Source organism: Roseibium algicola (assembly GCF_001999245.1).
GTDB lineage: Bacteria > Pseudomonadota > Alphaproteobacteria > Rhizobiales > Stappiaceae > Roseibium > Roseibium algicola.
Map to the genome: position 1 here is coordinate 311,907 of NZ_CP019631.1, position 21,321 is coordinate 333,227.

18 protein-coding genes are annotated in these 21,321 nt (G+C 59.5%); 14 read left to right on the top strand and 4 right to left on the bottom strand.

What is annotated here, in order from left to right; translation table 11 throughout:
- Nucleotides 1-176: 176 nt before the first annotated feature.
- Genes B0E33_RS29745 through B0E33_RS29760 form a run of 4 tightly spaced genes read right to left on the bottom strand, consistent with a single transcriptional unit; the run spans nt 177 to nt 4,015 of the window.
- Nucleotides 177-1,142, bottom strand: coding sequence for an ABC transporter substrate-binding protein (locus B0E33_RS29745; protein WP_077294367.1), 966 nt, complete (start codon nt 1,140-1,142; stop codon nt 177-179).
- A 10-nt stretch (nt 1,143-1,152) separates the two neighbouring features.
- Nucleotides 1,153-2,220 carry a FecCD family ABC transporter permease gene (locus B0E33_RS29750; protein ID WP_439126696.1) on the bottom strand — a complete coding sequence of 356 codons (1,068 nt, stop codon included), beginning with the start codon at nt 2,218-2,220 and terminating at the stop codon, nt 1,153-1,155.
- Nucleotides 2,217-3,230 carry a FecCD family ABC transporter permease gene (locus B0E33_RS29755; protein WP_077294370.1) on the bottom strand — a complete coding sequence of 338 codons (1,014 nt, stop codon included), beginning with the start codon at nt 3,228-3,230 and terminating at the stop codon, nt 2,217-2,219. The genes B0E33_RS29750 and B0E33_RS29755 overlap by 4 nt, the downstream gene beginning before the upstream one ends.
- A complete protein-coding gene (locus B0E33_RS29760; RefSeq protein ID WP_228148154.1) occupies nt 3,230-4,015 on the bottom strand; it encodes an ABC transporter ATP-binding protein in 786 nt (261 codons plus the stop codon). Before B0E33_RS29760 ends, B0E33_RS29755 begins: the two co-directional genes overlap by 1 nt.
- A 112-nt stretch (nt 4,016-4,127) precedes the next feature.
- Between B0E33_RS29760 and B0E33_RS29765 the strand changes: the two genes are divergently transcribed.
- From B0E33_RS29765 to repA, 14 genes are all read left to right on the top strand, one after another.
- Complete coding sequence (locus tag B0E33_RS29765) at nt 4,128-5,435, top strand: NtaA/DmoA family FMN-dependent monooxygenase (protein ID WP_077294376.1); 1,308 nt, start codon at nt 4,128-4,130, stop codon at nt 5,433-5,435.
- A 483-nt stretch (nt 5,436-5,918) separates the two neighbouring features.
- Nucleotides 5,919-7,235, top strand: coding sequence for a purine-cytosine permease family protein (locus B0E33_RS29770; protein ID WP_077294379.1), 1,317 nt, complete (start codon nt 5,919-5,921; stop codon nt 7,233-7,235).
- Nucleotides 7,236-7,292: 57 nt separating this feature from the next.
- Nucleotides 7,293-8,315 carry an alpha/beta fold hydrolase gene (locus B0E33_RS29775; protein ID WP_077294382.1) on the top strand — a complete coding sequence of 341 codons (1,023 nt, stop codon included), beginning with the start codon at nt 7,293-7,295 and terminating at the stop codon, nt 8,313-8,315.
- Nucleotides 8,316-8,446: 131 nt separating this feature from the next.
- Nucleotides 8,447-9,523 carry a transporter substrate-binding domain-containing protein gene (locus tag B0E33_RS29780; RefSeq protein ID WP_077294643.1) on the top strand — a complete coding sequence of 359 codons (1,077 nt, stop codon included), beginning with the start codon at nt 8,447-8,449 and terminating at the stop codon, nt 9,521-9,523.
- 56 nt (nt 9,524-9,579) lie between these two features.
- Entirely contained in the window at nt 9,580-10,236 is a 657-nt protein-coding gene (locus B0E33_RS29785; protein ID WP_167579705.1) for an ANTAR domain-containing response regulator, read from the top strand.
- Between the two features lie 220 nt (nt 10,237-10,456).
- A complete protein-coding gene (locus tag B0E33_RS29790) occupies nt 10,457-11,704 on the top strand; it encodes a transporter substrate-binding domain-containing protein (RefSeq protein WP_023001370.1) in 1,248 nt (415 codons plus the stop codon).
- A gap of 80 nt (nt 11,705-11,784) precedes the next feature.
- Complete coding sequence (gene urtB, locus B0E33_RS29795) at nt 11,785-12,654, top strand: urea ABC transporter permease subunit UrtB (RefSeq protein WP_023001369.1); 870 nt, start codon at nt 11,785-11,787, stop codon at nt 12,652-12,654.
- Nucleotides 12,655-12,682: 28 nt separating this feature from the next.
- On the top strand, nt 12,683-13,801 hold the full coding sequence (urtC, locus tag B0E33_RS29800) for an urea ABC transporter permease subunit UrtC (RefSeq protein ID WP_077294388.1): 1,119 nt from the start codon (nt 12,683-12,685) through the stop codon (nt 13,799-13,801).
- A complete protein-coding gene (gene urtD, locus B0E33_RS29805) occupies nt 13,798-14,559 on the top strand; it encodes an urea ABC transporter ATP-binding protein UrtD (RefSeq protein WP_075283434.1) in 762 nt (253 codons plus the stop codon). Before urtC ends, urtD begins: the two co-directional genes overlap by 4 nt.
- Nucleotides 14,552-15,247 carry an urea ABC transporter ATP-binding subunit UrtE gene (gene urtE / locus B0E33_RS29810; protein ID WP_023001366.1) on the top strand — a complete coding sequence of 232 codons (696 nt, stop codon included), beginning with the start codon at nt 14,552-14,554 and terminating at the stop codon, nt 15,245-15,247. Before urtD ends, urtE begins: the two co-directional genes overlap by 8 nt.
- Before the next feature lie 33 nt (nt 15,248-15,280).
- Entirely contained in the window at nt 15,281-16,318 is a 1,038-nt protein-coding gene (locus B0E33_RS29815) for an aliphatic amidase (protein ID WP_023001365.1), read from the top strand.
- Between the two features lie 189 nt (nt 16,319-16,507).
- Nucleotides 16,508-17,335, top strand: a complete 828-nt coding sequence (locus tag B0E33_RS29820; RefSeq protein ID WP_077294391.1) for a CbbQ/NirQ/NorQ/GpvN family protein — start codon at nt 16,508-16,510, stop codon at nt 17,333-17,335.
- A gap of 15 nt (nt 17,336-17,350) precedes the next feature.
- On the top strand, nt 17,351-19,591 hold the full coding sequence (locus B0E33_RS29825; RefSeq protein WP_167579707.1) for a nitric oxide reductase activation protein NorD: 2,241 nt from the start codon (nt 17,351-17,353) through the stop codon (nt 19,589-19,591).
- Between the two features lie 491 nt (nt 19,592-20,082).
- Complete coding sequence (repA, locus tag B0E33_RS29830; RefSeq protein ID WP_023001362.1) at nt 20,083-21,321, top strand: plasmid partitioning protein RepA; 1,239 nt, start codon at nt 20,083-20,085, stop codon at nt 21,319-21,321.

The window sequence follows — 21,321 nt, forward strand, 5'->3', positions numbered from 1 at the left end:
CACAGCCAGCGGGAGCAATTAAACTTGTATCAAATACTCATGTTTTTTAAGTTCGGGTATCCAGGTGGGCCGGATATGATTTCTGGACGGGAGAAGGCAAGACACCCGGGCAAGCACTCAGTGTGCTGTCCGGGCATGTTCGATGCAGAAAACCGATAGACGGAGCAGCTCCGGTTTTACTGCGTCGTCTCGTTCCAGCCTGCGATCGCGTCCAGCATGTGTTCCGCGCTTGCAACGCTCGGGGTAATCACCTTGGCGGGATCGACGAACAGGATCCGGTTTTCTTTGGCCGGTTTCATGAATTGATCCCAACCGGGAACAATCTTGCTCAGCGAAGCACGGGTGCCGGCCTCATCGCGGCCGCCGGCCATGTAGCTGTTGAGCAGGACAAGAACATCAGGGTCGAGCTTGCCGAATTCCTCCGCACTCAACGGCATGAGCATCATGGAACCGCCTGCCGGAGAGGCGCCACTCGGCGCACCGACATCCAGACGGCTGTATCCGAGGTCTTCCAGTGCCTGAACCATGCCGGAGGAATCGCCCACAACATTGAGCTGGTCGGTCAGAAAGACGGGAAGGTAGGTCCTGCCGGCAGGATCGAAGGGCAGTTTGGTTCGCAGATCTTCCACGCGCTTTTCATAAGCCGCCTTGCGGGCGGCAAAGACATCTTCCCGGCCGACGAGAGCTGCCAGGTCTTCCTCGACATCAAAACCGTAGACCTTCGAGCTGCCAATATTCTGCAGATAGACCGGCGCGACAGTGGCCAGTTGATCGGCTTTGCCGGCATCCAGTTCGCTCGCGACGATCAGATCAGGTTCCAACGCTCTCAGTTTTTCAAGATCGAGCTGTCCGACGGGGCCGAAACCCTTTGGTTTCGTTTTGCCTTCGCCGAGAACGGTGTCGATGAAGTCTACCGCGATAACGAAACTGCCGTCATCCGCCCGGCCGAAGCTGCCGGTAAGATCGAGCCCGAGATCCATCAGAGGAATGCCGAGCAACGGCTCGTGCATGACGACGATATGTTCGGGCTGCTCCGGTATCGTGACCTTCCGGCCCGTGTCGTCGGTGAGGGTGCGCTCGGCTGCAAGGACCGGACTTGTCGCCAGTAGGGCTGCGATTGCGCAGGAGACGAGAAAACGCATGAAGATCCTTTCAGTGTGACTGGAGTTTGCGCAGCGCCTGCAGACGCAGCGCGATGATGAAGAGCGGCACGCCGACCATGGTCAGGCCGAGGCCGAGAGGCATTGGCAGGGAGCCACCAAGCCCGCGTGTCATTGCATCGGCGATCAGGACGAGGATCCCGCCCATCAAGGCGGACAGGAAAAGCCGCGCCCGGGCGACGGCCGGTGAAAGAAAGCCGGCGATGTGAGGTGCCAGCACGCCGAGAAAGACCAGAGGGCCAACCGCCGTCACGGCAGCGGAGCTCAGCACAACGGCAGTGAGCAGGATCAACGGGCGGGAACGGCCAACAGGTTCGCCCAATGCCATCGCCATTTCGCTGCCCAGGTCATAGGTCGCCATGGCAGGGCCGAGAACGAAGATTGCCGCGAGGCTGAGAACGAACAACGGCGCAAAGGCGGCGATGACTGTCCAGTTGGCCTGGAACAGCGAGCCGGCCAGCCACTCGGAAAGGGCGATGGAGGTCTCGGTCGGCAGATACAGGATGAGAAGCGATCCGAATGAGGACAGGACCGTCTCGATTGCTATCCCCATCAGGACGATGGAAAGACCGCTGGATCGCTCGCTGCCGACAAGCCATAAAAGCAGACCGGCAACCGTCAGCCCACCGGCGAGCGCAGCAAGAACCACAAGGCTCTTGGGTGCCGCCGGCAGGAAGACCAGCAGCAACATGATCATCGTCATCGACCCTTGGCTGAAGCCGAAAAGTCCCGGGTCAGCCAGCGGGTTCCTGGCAACCGACTGAAGCATTGCCCCGGCAAGTGCGACCGCCCAGCCGACCATGAACCCGAGCAGGATCCGAGGCAGGCGGACCGTCCAGAGGGCATAGTTCTCCGCACCCGGCAAACTTTCACCGGCAAGCGTTCGGAAAAGATCGGTTAGCCCGGTGTCCGTCAGCCCGAGGCCAGTGGCAAGAGCCGCAAGTGCAAGCGCAGCAGCCACAAGACAGGCTCCGGCAAGCAGATTGCCGGTCCTCATCTGAAGTCCGCCGGGCAGACGCAGAACCCGTTTGCCGTCGATTGCTCTACCGCCTCTGATCATGAGGCCTCCCGGCTACCGGGGGAGAGATAGAAGCGTTTGACGATCACGATGAATACGATGCCGCCGATCAGATCCGTAACCAGGCCGGTGTTCACGACGTAGGGGTAAAAGGCTTCCCGAGCGATGAGATCCGCTGCCAGACCGACAATCGCGCCCACGATCAGGGAGGCCGGCAGGGCGTGAACAAGATTGTTGCCCATGAAGGGGCGCACGATATGCGGCACGACCAGCCCGACGAAGCCGATCGGACCGCACACCGCAACCGCGGAGCCGGACCCGAGCACGGCTGCTCCGATGGCAAGACGTGAGACAAGAGGAACGTTGACACCGGTTGAGGCGGCCTTGTCGGCGCCCAGCAGGATCAGAGTCAGCGGCCGGGCAAACAGCAGCAGGATTACGACGGAAAAGGCCCCGATCCACCAGAACATGGCAAGGCGATCGATATAGACGTGGTTGATGTTGCCCGTTACCCAGCTCAGGAAATCGGCGCGGCGGGCCGGGTCGGACAACAGCAAGGCGTTGGTCATGCCGGTGAACAGCATGGAAACCAGGGCGCCGGACAGGATAAGGGACAATCCGCGCGGGTCGTTCCGGCGCCCTGCGAGCCGGGCAACCGCAAGGCTGGAGAGAAAACCGGCAAGTGCTCCGGCCAGTGCCGCAACGCCCTGCAGCTCGGTGCTGGCGCCGAACAGGAGCGCACTGGCAACCAGAAACAGAGCCGCACCAGAATTGACGCCCAGTGTGGCCGGGGAGGCCAGGGGATTGCGCACCAGGCTTTGCAGGACGAAGCCGCTGGCCGCGGCGATGCCGCCGGCATAAATGGCAATCAGGGTGCGCGGCAACCGCTGGAACAGAAAGACCGCGTCTTCGTAACTTTGAGCTTCGAAACGCTGGAGCGCGGCAATCAGGTTCGGCAGATCGGCCGCGTGGAAACCGAAGAACAAATGCACCACCAGCACGATGGCAAGCATTGCAAGGATGAGCAGAAGGTGGAGACTACGCCGGTCCATCAGGCTACCGATGTGTGCCCAATGCGCTCCGGAAAGCAGACGAGGCGCCCATTGCGTGGAAAGATCTGGGTCCTGAGGCCGAAGACCTGTTCGATGTTGTCACTGGTGACCGTGTCCGCAACCGGTCCTGCCGTAATGCACCGGCCTGACTGCATCAGCACGACCTCGTCGGCGAAGGCGGTGGTCAGGTTCAGGTCGTGCAGAACGGCAATCACCGTCTTGCCGTGGGTTTCGATCAGCTCCCTGACAAGTTCGAGAACGGCGAACTGGTATTTCATGTCCAGATGATTGACTGGCTCGTCCATCAGGATGACATCGGTATCCTGTGCCAGAACCATTGCGATCCAGGCGCGCTGACGCTGACCACCGGACAATTTGTTGACGGGAAAACCGGCCCGGTCGCTCAGGCCGACCGTCTCCAGAACCTGTTTGAAGAGATCACGATCCTGCGCCGACGGACCACCCGTCAGTGAATACCGCGAATAGCCGGCAAGCTCGATCAGCTCGCCAAGTGTCATGTAATCCGGGCAGAAGCAATCCTGAGGCAGATAGGCAATCCGGCGGGCAAGAGCTTTCCGGCCTATGCCATGGAGAGGTGCGCCTTCCAGCAGAATGTCGCCGGCGCTGATCGGCAGGAAGCTCATGATGGCTTTCAACAGGCTGGACTTGCCGCACCCGTTCGGCCCGACGATCGCCGTAAGCCGGCTTTTGCTGAACCGGACGGAGACATCACTGAGCACATTCAAGGGTCCGTAAGCCGCGCTTACGTGTCTCGTCTCCAGCAATTTCGACCTCTTGACCTTCTGCAATGCAGAAGTCTTTATACTATCCGAAACGAGCCAGCAAACCCAAAGCCAGCCCTCGAACTCGTTTCCAATCCAATCAAGAGCGGATTTGATGACCCCCTCAAAGAAATTGCATATCGGCATGTCGCTCGCCCCGACATGGCTCAGCGGCGACGCGTGGCGTCGTGCGGACAGTGGCGTGGAAGGCCTTTACGGCAGTGATTTTTATCTCGACGTCGCACTGCGCGCGGAGCAGGTCAAACTGGACTTTGCGTTTCTGCCGGACTCGCTGTTTCTGAACACCGGGCTGCTGGCATCCGGCACCGGGTTTGCCAGCCTTGACCCGACATTGCTGCTGGCCGCGATCGCGCGCGAGACGTCGAGGATCGGGCTCTTGTCGACAGCGTCGACGACCTTCTTTCCACCCTATATCGTCGCCCGGCAGATCCAGTCGCTGAACTGGCTCAGCAACGGGCGGGCCGGCTGGAACATCGTCACTGCGCTGGACGGCAACGCGAATTTCGGTCTGTCCGAAATGCCGAGCCCGGAGGAACGCTATGCACGGGCCGCCGAATTTACCGAAGTCGTCCGGCAGCTCTGGGAGAGCTTTCCTTATGAAGCTCTCAAGCTCGACAGGGAAAGCGGGCTGTTCGCCGATGCGGAACTCGTCAAACCGGTCGACCACGAAGGTTCGTTCTTCAACGTGAAGGGTCCGCTCAACTTGCCGCGCTTCGGCAAGACACGGATACCGCTTGTGCAGGCAGGGGCATCGGGCGCAGGCCGTGACTTTGCCTCTTCGGTGGCGGACGCGATCTTCGCCTCGACACCGGACAAGGCTGCAGCCGTGGACTTGCGGGCCGATTTGCGCAAACGGGCCGAACAGCGCGGACGAAAGGGCGACGATATCCGGGTTTTGCCAGGGTTGAGCCTTTACCTTGCGCCGACCAGGGCGGAGGCCGAGGAGCTCTTTGCCGAAACCAACGCACGCGTGAGCCGGGACAGGTGCCTGGCAACAGTTTTGGAAATGACCGGGCTCGATCTTTGCGACTGGCCGGCAAAACGACAGGTGAAAGCCACGGATCTGCCCCCGCCACCGGAAACGGTGCGCAGCCGCACCCATTCGCAACTTCTGCGGCGGATGATCGAGCGGGACGAACCGGCCGTCGAAGACCTGTTGTGCCGGCCGGAGGTTATCGGCTCGGCCCATTGGCTCGTCGTCGGCACACCTTCCGATGCGGTCGCACAAATCAAGGATTGGGCAGCGGCAGGTGCGATCGACGGTTTCGTCGCCTTTCCGGGTGGATCTCTGGACGCGGTGCGCCTGCTCCTGGAACAGGTGGTTCCTGCATTGGGTGATCTGGGCCTTTTCCGGAAAGACTATTCAGGCTCGACCTTCTTCGAGCATCTGACCCAGGAATAGGCATCGAGACAAACGCAGAAGCGCGTCACAGCAGGCGGACTAGGCAGTTGCAGAGGCCGAGGTTGCGCCATTTTCGAAAACTGGTGTCGGGGCTTGGCGAAAGAAAATTCCAACCCCTGACATCGCGAAACAGCAGCCCGAATAGAGTGCTTTGATCTTTGTCTGACCGGCGCTTATGCGATAAATTTTCCGTAATTAATTGAAATTAATAAGAAAAATCTTTTAGGTGGCTGGTCAAAAATTCGGCAGAAACCGTGTGCCGATTTTGTTGACAGAAATAAAACCTCTCGATAACGTTTCAATCTCCAAGTGATTGGAGCGTGGCAACGGGGCCACTTTAAAATTCGCAGGCGAAAAGGCCTCTCTATGTCTTCGGAAACGAAGCTGTAGGGAGGCCTTTTCTTTTGCGCTCAGCGATGTGCCGCGAGAGAGACCCCGAACAACTGCCGGGGCGCGGCAGAACAATAAAAATGAGGGGTAAAAATGAGCAAGTTACACGGCGAGGCGGAAGCCTTGGACGAAGTGGATCATGTTCTCGGAGAAGAATATGAACACACGCCGGTCCCGATGTCGGCCCGCAGGAGCACCTTTTCGGTCACGACCGTCTGGATCGGTTTTCCAATGATCATCACCGGCGCCATGACCGGGTCCCTCCTGGTTCTGGGCATGGGTTTCACAAATGCGGTCTGGGCCATGCTCCTGGGCAACCTGATCATGTTTGCCTATGTCGGCCTGCTGGGAGTTCTGGGCACGCGCAGGGGCATGAATTTCGCACTTCTCGCCAGCGTGGTCTTCGGACGGAAGGGATACATGCTTGCCTCCGGCCTGCTGTCGACCTTGCTGCTCGGCTGGTACGCTGTGCAAACCGGCATCACGGGATCCTTGATCAGCTCGGCCTACGAGCTGAACTATGTCGCGATGACCGTGATCGCCGGCCTGCTTTACATCGGCATCACCTTCGTCGGGGTACACGGTCTTCACCTGATCGGGCTGGTGTCGGTGCCCTTGTTCGTGCTGCTTGGCGGCTGGGTGGTTGCCGACAGCCTGTCGACGACAAGCTGGGCGGAAATCGCGGCTTATCCCGGCAACAACGGCGCGGCGACCATGTCCATGGGTGTCGGACTGACAGTGGTCATCGCCCTGTTCATCGATGCCGGGACAGTGACGGCGGACTTCAACCGTTGGGCAAAGGATACCAAGGCATCCGTCATCGCAACGTTCAGCGCCTTTCCGTTCGCCAACATGTGCGCCATGCTGGTCGGAGGGATCATGACGGCAGCCCTTGCGGTTCCCGATGCCAATCCCTTCGGCACGGACAACATGTTCGGCTACATGAACGGCAAGCAGCTGACTTTTCTCAGTGTCCTTGCCTTCCTCTTTCTCTACTGCAATCTCGGCTCTGTCTGCGCTCATTGCCTTTACAATGCCGCGACCGGCTGGTCGCGTATTCTCAACAGCCGCATGCGGTTGATGGCGGTTGTCCTGGGTGTCATCGGTATCGTCATTGCCGCCGGCAACGTCTGGGCGTTCTTCATCCAGTGGCTTTCCCTGCTCGGCATCCTGGTTCCGCCGATCGGCGCGATCATTCTGGTTGACCAGTATCTGCAGCGCCGCAACGCCACGATCGACCGTGACTGGCGCCCAACCGCATTCGCTGCCTGGGCGGCCGGTTCCATCGTTGCGGTGATCGTCGAGTTCTATGCACCGCAGTTTTCGACGGCAATTTCCGCAGGGCTTGCCGGTGGGGTTGCCTACCTCCTGTTCAACCGGATGCCAGAGGCCGCAAGGGCCGGTGCCTGACCCATTTCCGGCGGCTTAGGCCGCCGGACAATACCAAAAACCAGAGGATAGCCTTCCATGGCGGACTACGAAATTTACGAACTGGGTGACTTCACCTTTCAGAGCGGCGCAACGCTTCGCGAGTGCAAGCTCGCCTACAAGACCTTCGGCAAGCTCAACGCGGCGAAGGACAACGTCATCGTTTACCCGACCTGGTATTCCGGCCAGCACGTCGACAACGAATGGTTGGTTGGCAAGGGCATGGCGCTGGATCCCGATAAGTATTTCATCGTGATTCCGAACATGTTCGGCAACGGCTTGTCATCTTCGCCGTCCAACACGCCCGAGCCCTACAACGCGGCGCGGTTTCCGAAAGTGACCGCCTATGACAACGTCCGCGCACAGCACCAGCTCATGACACAGAAGTTCGGTGTCGAGCGCATCAAGATGGTCACGGGCTGGTCCATGGGGGCCCTGCAGACCTTCCACTGGGGCGCGATGTATCCCGACATGGTCGAGAGGATCGTGCCGTTTTGCGGGTCCGCCAAATGCTCCCGGCACAACTTCGTGTTCCTGGAGGGGGTGAAAGCGGCCCTGACAGCCGATGCCGCCTTTCTGGAAGGCTGGTACGAGAAAAAGCCGGAACGAGGGCTTCGGGCGATGGCGCGTGTCTATGCCGGTTGGGGTTTCTCGCAATCCTTCTACCGGGAAGAGCTGGACCTGAAGACGCTTGGATATTCCTCGCTGGAGGATTTCCTGGTTGCGTTCTGGGAAGGATTTTTCCTTCCCAAGGACGCCAACAACCTGCTGGCCATGCTCTGGACCTGGCAGAATGGCGATATCAGCGCCAACGACATCTACCATGGCGATTACAAGAAGGCGCTGGGGGCAATACAATCGAAGGCATATGTGATGCCCGGCCGAACGGATCTATACTTCCCGCCGGAAGACAGCGAAATCGAAGTCGCGAACATGCCGAATGCGACGTTGATTCCGATTGAATCCATATGGGGACATTTTGCAGGTGGGCCGGGCACCAGCCCGGTTGATGTGGCGTTTCTGGACGGGAAGCTGAAGGAAATACTTGCGGGTAGTGCCTGACAGGCAAGGCCAGCCCGGCCGGCCGCTTTGGCGGCCGGCGCAGGACTGAAAGGGGAGAGTTTGGGTTGACCAGTTCATGCAAAACTTCCGAACCGTGGCGCGTCGGTGTGCTGTTCTCGCAGTCCGGCTACATGTCGGTGATCGAGGAAACCCAGTTGCGCGGGACGTTGACGGCGATCGATGAAATCAATGATAGCGGCGGGATCAACGGACGGCCCATTGAGCCGATTATCTATGACCCGGGTTCGGACTCACGCAACTACGGGCTTCTTGCAAAGAAGCTTATGGTCGAGGACGGCTGCAGCACGATATTCGGCTGTTACACCTCGTCCAGCCGCAAGGCCGTTCTGCCCGTGGTTGAGCGACTGAACGGCCTGTTGTGGTATCCGACGCTTTACGAAGGCTTCGAGTTTTCCTCCAACGTGATCTACACGGGAGCAACACCCAACCAGAACAGTGTCCAGCTGTGCCGGATCCTGATGGAGCTCTACGGAACGCGGTTTTATTTCGTGGGGTCGGACTACATCTATCCGCGCGAATCCAATCGCATCATGCGGGAGCTGATCCGCAACAACGGCGGCAGTGTCGTCGGCGAGAGTTATGTCCGGCTGGGAGCGGACAGAAGTTCCTTCGTACCGATCATGCGCGAAATCCGGCAGGTGCAGCCGGACGTGATCTTCTCCACCGTGGTCGGCAACACGACCACATATCTCTATCAGGCCTATGCCGATCTCGGCATCGACCCGAGAGTGATGCCGATCGCCAGCCTGACAACCACTGAGGCCGAGATCCGGGCGATGGGATATGATGTCGGCGACGGCCATCTGACCGCCGCTTCCTATTTCCAGGGTGTCGGCAACGACCGTAATGCGACCTTCATCGACCGTTACAAGAAGCGCTACGGCGAGGACGAGCCGACCAACATGTGTCTGGAGGCGTCCTATTTCCAGGTGAATGTCTTCGCCAAGACCCTTGCCGAGACCAACTCCATGGACACCTCGATGATCCGCCAGTCGGTCATGGGATCGGAATTCGATGCCCCGCAGGGCGAAGTTTCCATCAACCCCGTGTGGGGCCATGCCGACCTGTGGACCCGCATCGGCCGCGCGAACCGCAGCGGCCAGTTCGATATCGTTTTTGAATCGCCCTCCAGCGTGAAGGCGGATCCTTACTTGATTGGGTACGGCCGATGCCTCGAATACAGCTGACACAAACCTCCCGAAGAACCTGGACAAACAAGCAGACAACCGGGGAGACACTGGAAATGGACACAACCGCGGCGGCCAAGACGACCAAGCGTCCGCTTTCGCAACGAACGTCGGCAGCGGCTGCCATGCGCAAGAACGCCACCGCGACAACTCCGCATCAGAACCTCAGGATCGCGGTTATCGTCGAACCCGATGAGGATGGCGAACGCCTGATCCGGGAGTTGCAGCGCCTGCGTTGCGAGGTGCGCCATATCTGGCCGATCCCGCCGCAGTTGCCTGTCGATTGCGATCTTGTGTTCTGCACGCTGGTCGAGGACATGCCCAAACGTATCCCCTGGTTGCCGGGAGAGCCGGAAGCCGGTCTGGTGTTGGTGGATCGCGGTGTCAGCAATCTGGATCTCAAGCTGATCCATAATTGCGCTGCCCATGGCGTGCTGCACTATCCGGTCGTCCAGCGCGCGGTCCAGACTTGCGTCGCTCTGGCGCGCGAGCACTTTCTTTACGAGCGTCGACTAAGAAACCGGATCGATAAACTTGACGAAAATCTCAGAACAATGCGCCTTGTTGAGCGTGCAAAGTCTCTGTTGGTTCGCGTCAAGAATGTAAGCGAAGAGGAAGCTTACAACTATTTGCGTCGACAGGCGATGGAACGGCGCGTAACTATCGGCGCAGTTGCAAATGCGATAATTGACTCGCACGAACTTCTTAGCTAATCTTTCAGAGTTATTCGTGGCAACAGCGCCACGTACATCCGGGTAAAAGAGCCCCACGGTTTTCGTCTTGGCGGAACGTGGGGTTTTTTGTTGTCTGAAATTCAGACATTTCCCTCAGCGGCACCATAGCCGCGTTCACAAAAATCAGAGGCGACGATGCCCCGAACGAGCTGCCGCAGGGCAGGGCGGACGGGGCTTTTTTTGTTTATGGAGCAGCAACGTGAAAACCAACAGGCGCAATTTTCTTCTCGGGTCGGCCGCTTTCGGGGCAGCCGGTCTCGGCACCTTCCCGCATATCTGGAGCAAGAACAGCGGACTGGCGCGCGCCGCCGGCGGCCAGATCAAGGTGGGGGTTCTGTTCTCCCTGACCGGGACGACTGCGATTATCGAAGAGTCGCTCAACAAGGCGACGATCATGGCGATCGAGGAAATCAACGCCGCCGGCGGTGTCAACGGCATGGAGATCGTTCCGGTGGTTGAGGACCCGGCTTCTGATCCGGCGACTTTCGCGGAAAAGGCGCGCAAGCTTGTCCTCCAGGACAAATGCGTTTCGGTCTTCGGCTCCTATACCTCGGCCAGCCGGAAGGCCGTGCTGCCCGTGTTCGAAAAGCGGGACAATCTCTATTGGTATCCGACCCTCTACGAGGGCCGCGAGTGCTCGAAGAATGTCATTTACACAGGTGCTGTTCCCAATCAGCAGCAGGACGAGTTCGTGCCCTGGCTGGTGAAGAATTTCGGCAAACGCTGGTACCTGATCGGGTCGAATTACATCTATCCGAAGGAAGAGAACAACTACTGCAAGAAGTTGCTGGCCGAACTTGGAGCCGAAGTCGTTCACGAGGAATATGTGCCGCTCGGCCATTCGGAATTCTCGTCCGTCATCAACAAGCTGAAGGCGGAAAAGCCGGACGTGATCTTCTCGACGGTGGTCGGCGATTCCGTTGTCGCCCTGCACCGACAGTATCATGCGGCCGGTCTCGACCCGGAAAAGATGCCAATGGCGAGCCTGACCACCTCGGAAAACGAAGTGGCGGCGATGGGCGGTGCCGCTGCCGCGGGGCATTTCACCTCCGCACCATATTTCATGGTCTGGGATTCACCGGAAAACCAGAAATTCGTAGAGGCCTACAAGTCCCGCTGGGGCGGCGACAAGGTCACGCATTTCGTCTCCGAGCCGTCCTATTTCCAGGTGCATCTGTTCAAGCAGGCCGTCGAGAAACTGTCGCCGGACGATATCGATCCGACCACCATCCGCGAGGCCGTCAAGGGCGAGCAGTTCAACGCGCCGCAGGGACTGGTCAAGATCGAGGGCGAGAACCTTCATACTTGGCTGAGACCGAAGATCGGCCAGTGCAAGTCGGATGGCCAGTTCGAGATCCTGCAACAGTCCGCCGACTGGCTGGAGCCCATTCCCTACAAGGCCTACGACGGCCAGGTCTGCACCGCTGACGGTCTGAAGAGCAGCTGACGCGCGCAAACGGGTGGCGTGTCGTCACGCCGCCCGGCTTTTCCGTGACCTGATGTTTTCCAGACCTTGAAGGCTTGCAGATGGAACTTGTCGTCTCCCAACTCCTGACCGGCCTCAGTATCGCTTCGATCCTGATGCTGGTCGCCCTTGGCCTCGCCGTCATTTACGGCGTGACCGGGGTCATCAATCTCGCGCATGGCGAATTCGTCATGCTGGGCGCCTATTGCGCCTGGTTTCTGCAGTCCCAGCTTGGCATGGGATTGCTGGAAAGCCTGATCCCGATCTTTTTCATTCTTGCGGTGTTCGGTTGGGCCGTGGAAGCCCTGGTCATCCGCCATCTCTACGACCGGCCGCTCGACACCATCCTGGCGACCTGGGGCATTGGCGTGATGGCGCAGCAGGCGATCCGGCTGATTGCCGGTGGCGAGCTGCGTTATGTCGAGATCCCGGCGTTCCTCAGTGGCAGCGTGTCCCTGTTCGGCGCGAGCGAGTCCGCCTACCGGCTGTTCATCCTCGGTCTTGCGCTGGTCCTCTTCGGGCTCACCTGGGTCATCTACCGGCGCACCAGCTTCGGGCTGAAACTGCGCGCGATTACCCAGAACCGGGAGATCGCCTCCAGCTTCGGCATCAATTCCGCCCGCATCTATCGGTCGACCTTCGCCTATGGCGCCGGCATCGCCGGTCTCGCCGGTGCGCTCGTGTCGCCGCTGAAGAGCGTCTCTCCGGAAATGGGGACGACCTACGTTGTCGACGCCTTCATGGTGGTTGTCCTTGGTGGTGCCCAGAGCCTGCTCGGCACTGTCGCAAGCTCCGGGATCCTGGGTGAACTTTCGGGTTTCCTGGCCTTCCACAGCAACGACACCCTGGCCAAGGCGCTGGTCCTGCTGGCGATCGTCATCCTCATCCGCTTTCGGCCCGAAGGCCTGTTCTCGACCCGTGTGCGCTCGTGATCACGGCCGGAAAAAGGATCGCAATTCAATGAACCTGACTGGAAAATCAACACCACGGCTGGTGCTCTATCTGGCGTTTTGTGCAGCCATCTTGCTCGTGCCGTCCGTGCTGGACGATGCGTTTCTCCTGAACAAATATTCCCGCTACCTGGTCTTCGCCATCCTGGCAGTCTCGCTCAGTCTCTCCTGGGGCTACGCCGGAATTCTCAATCTCGGCCAGGCAGCCACCTTTGGCCTCGGGTCCTATGCCATGGCCATGGGCCTCAAGCTTCGCACCGTGCCGGTACATACCGGCAGCGAAGGGCTTCCGGACTTCATGGTCTGGAACAATGTCACCGAACTGCCTTGGTTCTGGGCGCCGTTTCACTCCATGACCTTCGCCATTCTGGCGGGGCTCCTGATCCCTGCCGCCTTTGCTGCACTGCTCGGCTGGTTCATGTTTCGCGGGCGCATCACCGGTGTCTATGCGTCGATCATCACTCTGGCGGTGCTGGTGGTGGTCAATCTCCTGATCATCGATCAGCAGCGCTACACCGGCGGCTTCAACGGCATCACGGATCTCGCCCAGTTCGAAGTGGCCGGTTTCTTCTTCGATGCCTATTCCGCGACAACCTATTACCTGGTCGCGCTGTGCCTGTGTGTCGTGCTGCTCCTGTCGCTCGCGGTTACTCGCAGCAAGACCGGCATGATCCTGCAAGCGATCCGCGATCAGGAAAACCGGGTCCGCTTTTTCGGCTACGACGTCGCGCTCTATCAGATCTTCGTTTTCTCGCTGTCGGCCGGCATCGCCGGTCTGGCAGGCATGCTCTACACGATCGTGATGGAATTCGCCTCGCCGACATTCCTTAGCGTGCCGCTCAGTCTTTCCGTGGTGATCTGGGTCGCCGTGGGCGGCCGGCAGAGCCTTCTGGGGGCTGCCATCGGAGCCCTGATCGTGACCGGCGTCCAGGGTGCCCTGTCGGAATCCGAAGTCTTCCTGGAAAGCTGGATGCTGATCATGGGGGGCCTGTTCGTACTCGCTGTCCTGTTTCTGCCGAAAGGCATTGCAGGTGCCGTCTCGATGGCCGTCGACCGGCTGCCCTTTTTCGCCGGCAGCGCCAGGAAATCCGCGAGCAATGTCATGAAAACCACGGAGGCGGCGTCATGAAGACGGCAACCGACCACCTCAGCCTTCGGGACGTCAGTGTGTCCTTCGGCGGTTTCCAGGCGATCTCAGGACTATCGCTGGATGTGAACAGCGGCGAACTGCGGTGCCTGATCGGACCGAACGGTGCTGGCAAGACCACTGCGCTCGACCTGATCTGCGGCAAGACCCGTGTGACCTCAGGCGAGATCCGCTTCAAGGGGGAGGCGATCCATACCCTGAAGGAATATCAGATCGCCCGCGTCGGTATCGGACGCAAGTTCCAGGTGCCGAGTGTCTTCCGCGAACTGACCGTTCGGGAAAACCTGAACATCGGTCAATCACGAAACACCGGCGTTCTGGCCAACCTCGTACGTTTCGGCGCAAGTCACGACGACGAGGAAATCGAACGTCTTGCGGTTCTGGTCGGCCTTCAGGACGATCTCGATCTTGCTGCCGGACATCTGTCTCACGGTCAGACGCAATGGCTGGAGATCGCGCTGATCCTGGCCCAGAACCCGACACTCATCCTGATGGACGAGCCGACAGCCGGCATGACCGCGCAGGAAACCGGCAAGACGGCCGAGTTGTTCAACAGGCTGCGGGGCGAGCACACGCTGATAGTCGTCGAGCACGACATGGGATTCGTGCGCGACATCGCTGAAACCATTTCGGTCATGCACCAGGGCAAGCTGCTTGCCGAAGGTTCGCTGGAGGAAGTCTCCAGCGACCCGCGGGTGAAGGAAGCATATCTTGGAACGAAGGAGGCCGGCCATGCTTGAGCTGAACGGTCTCGATGGTTTCTACGGCCGAAGCCGTGCGCTCCAGTCCGTTTCCATGGACATTGACGAGGGTGATTTTTTCTCCGTTCTCGGCCGCAACGGCGTGGGCAAGACGACGCTTCTTCGCAGTGTCCTCGGGTTGATGAGCCGCACGTCCGGTTCGGTCAAGCTGGACGGAATGGAATTGAACAGCCTGCCGACGCACGCAAGAGCGCTCGCCGGCATCGGCTATGTCCCGCAAGGCCGCGGCATCCTGCCGGCCTTCACCGTGCGCGAGAACCTGATGATCGGCACCTTCGCCGCCCAGTCGGGCCAGGGTGAGATCGCCGACTGGGTGCTGGAGCTGTTTCCGATCCTGAAGGAGTTCCTGAACAGGCGGGGCGGCAACCTTTCTGGAGGTCAGCAGCAGCAGCTTGCAATCGGTCGGGCGCTTCTTTCCCAGCCCAAGGTGCTTCTGCTCGATGAGCCGACGGAAGGCATCCAGCCCAACATCGTCGAGCAGATCGAGGATGTCCTGATCGACCTGAACCGAACCAGGGGCCTCACCATCGTTCTGGTGGAGCAGAACCTCACTTTCGCACGCCGGGCCTCGAACCGGTTCGCGATCCTCGACCGCGGCACCGTCGCGGTCACTTCCGGCATTGCCCAACTGTCCGACGACCTTGTCCACGAACACCTCGTGGTCTGAGGCGCGGCAACCCGTTCCTAGAAGGAGGAATTGATGTATCACGGTGATATTTCCAGCAGCAACGACACCGTCGGCGTGGCGGTGGTCAACTACAAGATGCCGCGTCTGCATACCCGCGAGGAAGTGCTGGCCAATGCCCGCAACATCGCGGACATGATCGCGGGAATGAAGGTCGGCCTTCCGGGCATGGACCTGGTGATCTTCCCGGAATATTCCACCCACGGGATCATGTATGACCCCAAGGAGATGTACGAAACCGCTTCCCAGGTGCCTGGAGAGGAAACGGCCATCTTCGCCGAAGCCTGCAAGAAGGCGAACGTCTGGGGCGTGTTCTCCCTGACAGGCGAGCGACACGAGGATCACCCAAACAAGGCGCCTTACAACACGCTCATCCTGATGAACAACAAGGGCGAGATCGTCCAGAAATACCGCAAGATCATGCCCTGGGTGCCGATCGAAGGTTGGTATCCGGGCGATTGCACCTACGTCTCGGAAGGCCCGAAGGGGATGAAGATCAGCCTGATCATCTGTGACGACGGCAACTATCCGGAAATCTGGCGTGACTGCGCCATGCGCGGGGCGGAACTCATCATCCGCTGCCAGGGCTACATGTATCCGGCCAAGGAGCAGCAGATCCAGATTTCCAAATCCATGGCCTGGGCGAACAACTGCTATGTGGCGGTTGCAAACGCCGCCGGCTTCGATGGCGTCTATTCCTATTTCGGCCATTCGGCCCTGATCGGTTTCGACGGCCGGACGCTGGGGGAATGCGGCACCGAAGAAAACGGCATTCAATATGCCCAGATGTCGGTGTCGGGGATCCGCGATGCCCGCAAGAACATGCAGTCGCAGAACCACCTCTTCAAACTGCTGCACCGTGGCTACACCGGCACGATCAACTCCGGCGACGGCGACAAGGGCCAGGCAGCCTGCCCCTATAACTTCTACGCCAACTGGGTGAACGATCCGGAAGGAACGCGGGAGATGGTCGAGGCCATGACCCGCACGACGGTAGGCACCGAGGAATGTCCGATGGAAGGCATCCCGAACGGCGCAAGCACCCACCGCTAGGGCTCAGGTCCAATCCGGGCGGGAAGTCTCTCGCCCGGTTCGAAATCGATGAGCTCTTGCCGCAGGCCAGCAACCTGGCGGCACGCGCTGATCCAGCGATCCTCCCGAGCGATGCGGTTCGCAGCGCCGCATCCTCCTGGCGCTGCAGCGATTTCCCCCGCTGCAGCGTCTTCAACAGGAAGTCCAGGAATGAATGCACCGATAGCTGGTCCGGTTGAGGACCCGATTGACGCCTATCGCATTGTCAGCGAACCCTTTTATCGCCCCTTTGCACAGGAGGTCGGCCATTATGAAGCCGCCTATGCCGCACGGTTGCCGATCCTTCTGAAGGGGCCGACGGGATGCGGCAAGACGCGGTTTGTCGAGCACATGGCCTGGCGGCTGAAGCGTCCTCTCATCACGGTGTCCTGTCATGAGGACATGACCGCGTCGGATCTGGTCGGACGGTTTCTGCTGGATGCCGACGGTACCGTCTGGCACGACGGACCGCTGACGGCGGCCGTCCGGCACGGTGCGATCTGTTATCTCGATGAAGTGGTGGAAGCGCGGCAGGACACGACGGTCGTCATCCATTCCCTGACTGACCATCGCCGCCATTTGCCGCTGGAAAAGAAGAATGAACTGGTCCAGGCGCATCCGGACTTCCAGCTCGTGATTTCCTACAACCCCGGCTATCAGAGTGTGCTTAAAGATCTGAAGGAATCCACCCGGCAGCGGTTCTGCGCGATTTCCTTCGACTATCCTGATGCGGCAATCGAAGCGGAAATCGTGGCGCGCGAAGCCGGTGTCGAGCTTGAAACAGCAAGGGTTCTTGTCCGGGTTGCGGAAAGATCCCGGAACCTCAAGGGTCACGGACTGCGCGAAGGTGCATCGACGCGCATGTTGATTGCAGCCGGTCAGCTGACAGCGCAAGGCGTGCCGCTGGAAGAGGCCTGCCAGATTGCCATCGTGCTGCCGCTCGTGGATGAGCCGGAGATCCGCGCTGCGATGTCCTCCGCTGTTTCTGCCTGCCTGTAAGACATGGCGGCGACGATGACCGAGGCTGCCACGGCAAAGACCAACACCGTTGAGACGCGCGAATATGAACGGCAAATGTCTGCCGTCTGGACTAAAGCCCTGTCCCGGATTGCCCAGGCCGGTTACGGCGAAACCGTAACGCAAGCCTATCGTACTTGTGGCCCGATGGTTGCGGAGGCGGTTTCGGAAGAAGCCGCAGCCGATCTCGGACGCCTGGTTTCCTGGATTGCCATTCGTTCCGGCCGCTGCGCATCGGCAAGGGTGCCGCATACAGCGGCTCGCGCAGCGCAGTACTTGAAGACGTTTCCTGCTTTTTCGGAGTGGTGCGCTCTTTTGGAACGGACCGGACGCGACTTGCCGGAAGCCGTTGAAGCACTGCTTGAGACGTCTGACAGATCCCTGGCAGAAATCGGCTTGTCCGGCTACAGGACATTCGTCGGCATGGGGTTGGCACTCAGACTGACGAACCGCGAAAAGGCGCGGTTGTTTCTCGCTGGTGAAGACCCGGAAGCGCGGCACTTTCTTGACCGGCAGTCGTCAGTCTTGCGATTTGACGACGAAGAGCTTCGGTTGAAGACATTTCATGCCGCCTTGTGGGGGCAGCTTCCGCCCATTGTCGAAACCCCGGCCACAGCTCCGGAGCAAATGCGTCGCAGGGCCGGGTTCGGACGGGATGGCATTCGTCTGCCGTCGGGATTCCCGGGTTTTGACCGCGCGGACAGCCTGAAGCTTTATCATGCGGCTCTTGCCCATGTCGGCGCTCACATTGCCTTCACCCGGCAGGTGTTTGAGCGAAAGTCCCTGAAACCCTTGCAAGTCGCCGTTATCTCCTTGCTTGAAGATGCGCGGGTCGAACGGCTCGCTCTGCAAAAGATGCCGGGACTGAGGTCTCTCTGGAGCAGCTTCCACACCATCGATGCACGCTCCGCAGACCTGGCGACAACCTTGATGGCTCGGTTGTCGCGCACGCTGATAGATCCGGAATACAGCGATGCCAACGGTTGGGTGGAGAAAGGAAAACGTCTGTTCGAGGAAGCCTTTGCCGCGACCCCCAACGACCAGACCTTCTGCCGAAGAATTGGCGGACTGCTTGCCAACGATCTGGGGCAGATGCGGCTGCAGTTCGACGCCCGCACCTATGTGGTGCAGCCGGCCTACAGGGACGACAACCTCGGTATTTGGACCTTCGACGAGGAACCGGACCTGATCGAGATGGATGTTGCGGTTGAAACGGAAGGTGTGCGCCTGGAGCAACAAGAACGCGACGAGGCCGAGCAGCAGGAGCCCGAAGAGCAAGAAAAGCACGAAGAGGAGGCCGCGGCAGCGGAAAAGCTAAGGCTTCGAGATGAGGACGCGGTAACCCGGCTGATCACCTATCCCGAATACGATCATGTCAGCCGCCGCATGCGCCCGGACTGGTGCACTGTTCATGTCACTGAGGCGCCGCGAAAGGCGGCAACCGGTCTGTTGCGGAGCCTCAGGCAAGAAACCAGGATACAGAGTTCTCTCATCTCTCTGATCTCCGGTGCCAATGTGAATGCGTTCCAGCGGGAGCGCCGGCTGGAAACCGGTGACTTTCTCGATCTGGATGCATGCATCGATGCCCAGGCAAGTCGCCGCAACCGGGAGATCCCCGATCCGAGGATCTTCGGCCGGAAGAGTTGCAAGGGCCGGGACCTGGACATCCTGTTGCTGATCGACCAGTCACACTCCACCGGCGAGCCGGCAGGCGAGGGGGGCGCCAGCGTTCTCGATCTTGAACGCCTGTCTGCCGCAATTATGGCCGGGTCGATGGAGACGACCGGCGACAATTGTGCACTAGCAGGGTTTTGCTCGGACACTCGGGAGACGGTCCGATATGCGCGGATCAAGGACTTCGGCCAACCGGTCGACCAAGGCGTGTATGAACGCTTGGCCGGACTGCAAAGTGCATTCTCGACCCGGCTGGGCCCGGTTATGCGTCACGGTGGGCGTGAGCTTGCCGAAAGGACGGCATATCGAAAAGTATTGCTGGTGGTGACTGATGGCGAGCCGTCCGATATTGACGTCGATGATCCGGATTATCTCCTGGAAGACGCCCGTTTCGCCTCGCGCGAATTGGCGATGGCCGGCATCGATGTTTTCTGTTTCTCGCTCGGCGACAACCGTAACGATTATTCCGGCAGGATTTTTGGCAGCAAGAATGTCAGAAAGCTCGCGGACCTTTCCAGGCTTCCTGGCGCTCTGCTTGGGCTCTATGGGGAGTTGAAAAAGTAGGAGCAGCCTCTGGTGAGCTGCTCTCATTTTGCCGGATTGCCAGTTCTGTGGTGAACCTTGCGCCAGTCCTGAGCGAGCTCTGATCGCCTGTTCTGACCGTACCGATTCTGTTGAAACATCAGAAAATCTGCCTTTAACCGGCAAAACACCCGGAAAAGTTTCAAGGAAGATTTTGCGTGGGTTTAACTTCAGCCAGTGTTCTGAAAATGTGGCCGGTCCATCGCCGGAGACCTCGCGGTAGTATTCGAGGGCAAATTAAGTAATTGAAATAAATAAGGAAAAATTAGGATCGGCTAGAATGATGCTCTGGCACTGGCAAAGATTGGCACACCCGTCGGGTCGGAAAGTTTCGTAGAGGCATCTGGAATGCCGGTTCAACCAGGCCGGGTTAGGGTTTCGTTAACTTAAATTTCCTTGCACCATCTGCTGGAATCCTGCATCCATGACGGAGTTACCGCTCATATCGGGCACGAAACCGTCAGAGGGCATTAATGGCCGTTACCGAACAATTTTCCGGTGGACGCGATACGACCGCAAAAATCGAAAGTTTCACGCAGAAGCTTTCGGACCGTTTGCAGACGATGCGCGAAATGACCTACCCGCCGGAAGCCCGCAAGGTTTTCGGCCGGACGTTTTCCACGACGGATCTGGTTCGTCTGCTGGGCGTGCCGGAAAGCACGCTGCGCACCCTGACGCTGGAAGGCAAGGGCCCGCAGCCGCATCGCGCCGAAAACAACCGCCGGATCTATACAGTCGATCAGGTTTGGGAACTGAGGGCATTCCTCGCGGAACTCAGGCCTGACGATGCGCATCGCCTCGTGCCTCATCGCCGACCGGGAGAGAAACTGCAGGTCGTTGCTGCTGCGAACTTCAAGGGTGGCAGCTCTAAGACGACCACCTCCGTTCACCTGGCCCATTACCTGGCTATCCAGGGCTACCGGGTGCTGTGTGTCGACCTGGATCCCCAGGCCTCCATGACCACGACCTTCGGCATTCAGCCGGACCGTGATCTTCGGTCCGGCGAAGACGATGACGAGCGGACCGACACGACTTACGACGCTTTGCGGTATGACAATTACCGCGTGCCGTTCTCCGAGGTCATACGCGAGACCTACTTCCCGGGCATTCACCTTGCCTGCGGCAACCTGCGCCTGATGGATTTCGAATACGATACGCCGACCGCGCTTGCCGAAAGGACGACCGACGAGCTTGGCCTGTTCTTCCAGCGCCTCGATGCCGTGATCCAGTCGGTTGAAGAGCACTATGACGTCGTTGTCCTCGATACGCCACCTTCGCTCGGCTACACGACGATGGCGGCTCTCTATGCGGCAACGGGCCTGATCATCACCGTTCACCCGGCCATGCTCGACGTCTCGTCTTGCTCCCAGTTCCTGAAGATGATTTCGGATGTGACCCATACGTTGTCCGAAGGCGGTGCGGTTTTCGAACATGACTTCACGAAGTTTCTGCTGACCAGGGTCAACCCCAATGACGGGCCGCAGAAGATCATGTCCGGCACCATGCGGGACTTGTTCGGGACCGACGTCCTTGTGGCCGAGGCGATTGAATCGACCGCCATCGCATCTGCCGGCGTTGCCAAGAAAAGTCTCTACGAGATCGAATCCGGTGAAGTCGGCCGGGAAACCCTGAAGCGGGCGCTGGAAAGCGCAGACCGCGTCAACGCCGAAATTCTCGATCTGATCAAGAGTGTATGGGGCAGGGAGGTTTGA

Excerpts from the sequence above, each read along its gene's own strand:
- B0E33_RS29745 (WP_077294367.1), bottom strand. The coding sequence starts at position 1,142 with ATGCGTTTTCTCGTCTCCTGCGCAATCGCAGCCCTACTGGCGACAAGT.
- B0E33_RS29750 (WP_439126696.1), bottom strand. The coding sequence starts at position 2,220 with ATGATCAGAGGCGGTAGAGCAATCGACGGCAAACGGGTTCTGCGTCTG.
- B0E33_RS29755 (WP_077294370.1), bottom strand. The coding sequence starts at position 3,230 with ATGGACCGGCGTAGTCTCCACCTTCTGCTCATCCTTGCAATGCTTGCC.
- B0E33_RS29765 (WP_077294376.1), top strand. The coding sequence starts at position 4,128 with ATGACCCCCTCAAAGAAATTGCATATCGGCATGTCGCTCGCCCCGACA.
- B0E33_RS29770 (WP_077294379.1), top strand. The coding sequence starts at position 5,919 with ATGAGCAAGTTACACGGCGAGGCGGAAGCCTTGGACGAAGTGGATCAT.
- B0E33_RS29775 (WP_077294382.1), top strand. The coding sequence starts at position 7,293 with ATGGCGGACTACGAAATTTACGAACTGGGTGACTTCACCTTTCAGAGC.
- B0E33_RS29780 (WP_077294643.1), top strand. The coding sequence starts at position 8,447 with ATGTCGGTGATCGAGGAAACCCAGTTGCGCGGGACGTTGACGGCGATC.
- B0E33_RS29785 (WP_167579705.1), top strand. The coding sequence starts at position 9,580 with ATGGACACAACCGCGGCGGCCAAGACGACCAAGCGTCCGCTTTCGCAA.
- urtB (WP_023001369.1), top strand. The coding sequence starts at position 11,785 with ATGGAACTTGTCGTCTCCCAACTCCTGACCGGCCTCAGTATCGCTTCG.
- urtC (WP_077294388.1), top strand. The coding sequence starts at position 12,683 with ATGAACCTGACTGGAAAATCAACACCACGGCTGGTGCTCTATCTGGCG.
- urtD (WP_075283434.1), top strand. The coding sequence starts at position 13,798 with ATGAAGACGGCAACCGACCACCTCAGCCTTCGGGACGTCAGTGTGTCC.
- urtE (WP_023001366.1), top strand. The coding sequence starts at position 14,552 with ATGCTTGAGCTGAACGGTCTCGATGGTTTCTACGGCCGAAGCCGTGCG.
- B0E33_RS29815 (WP_023001365.1), top strand. The coding sequence starts at position 15,281 with ATGTATCACGGTGATATTTCCAGCAGCAACGACACCGTCGGCGTGGCG.
- B0E33_RS29820 (WP_077294391.1), top strand. The coding sequence starts at position 16,508 with ATGAATGCACCGATAGCTGGTCCGGTTGAGGACCCGATTGACGCCTAT.
- B0E33_RS29825 (WP_167579707.1), top strand. The coding sequence starts at position 17,351 with ATGACCGAGGCTGCCACGGCAAAGACCAACACCGTTGAGACGCGCGAA.
- repA (WP_023001362.1), top strand. The coding sequence starts at position 20,083 with ATGGCCGTTACCGAACAATTTTCCGGTGGACGCGATACGACCGCAAAA.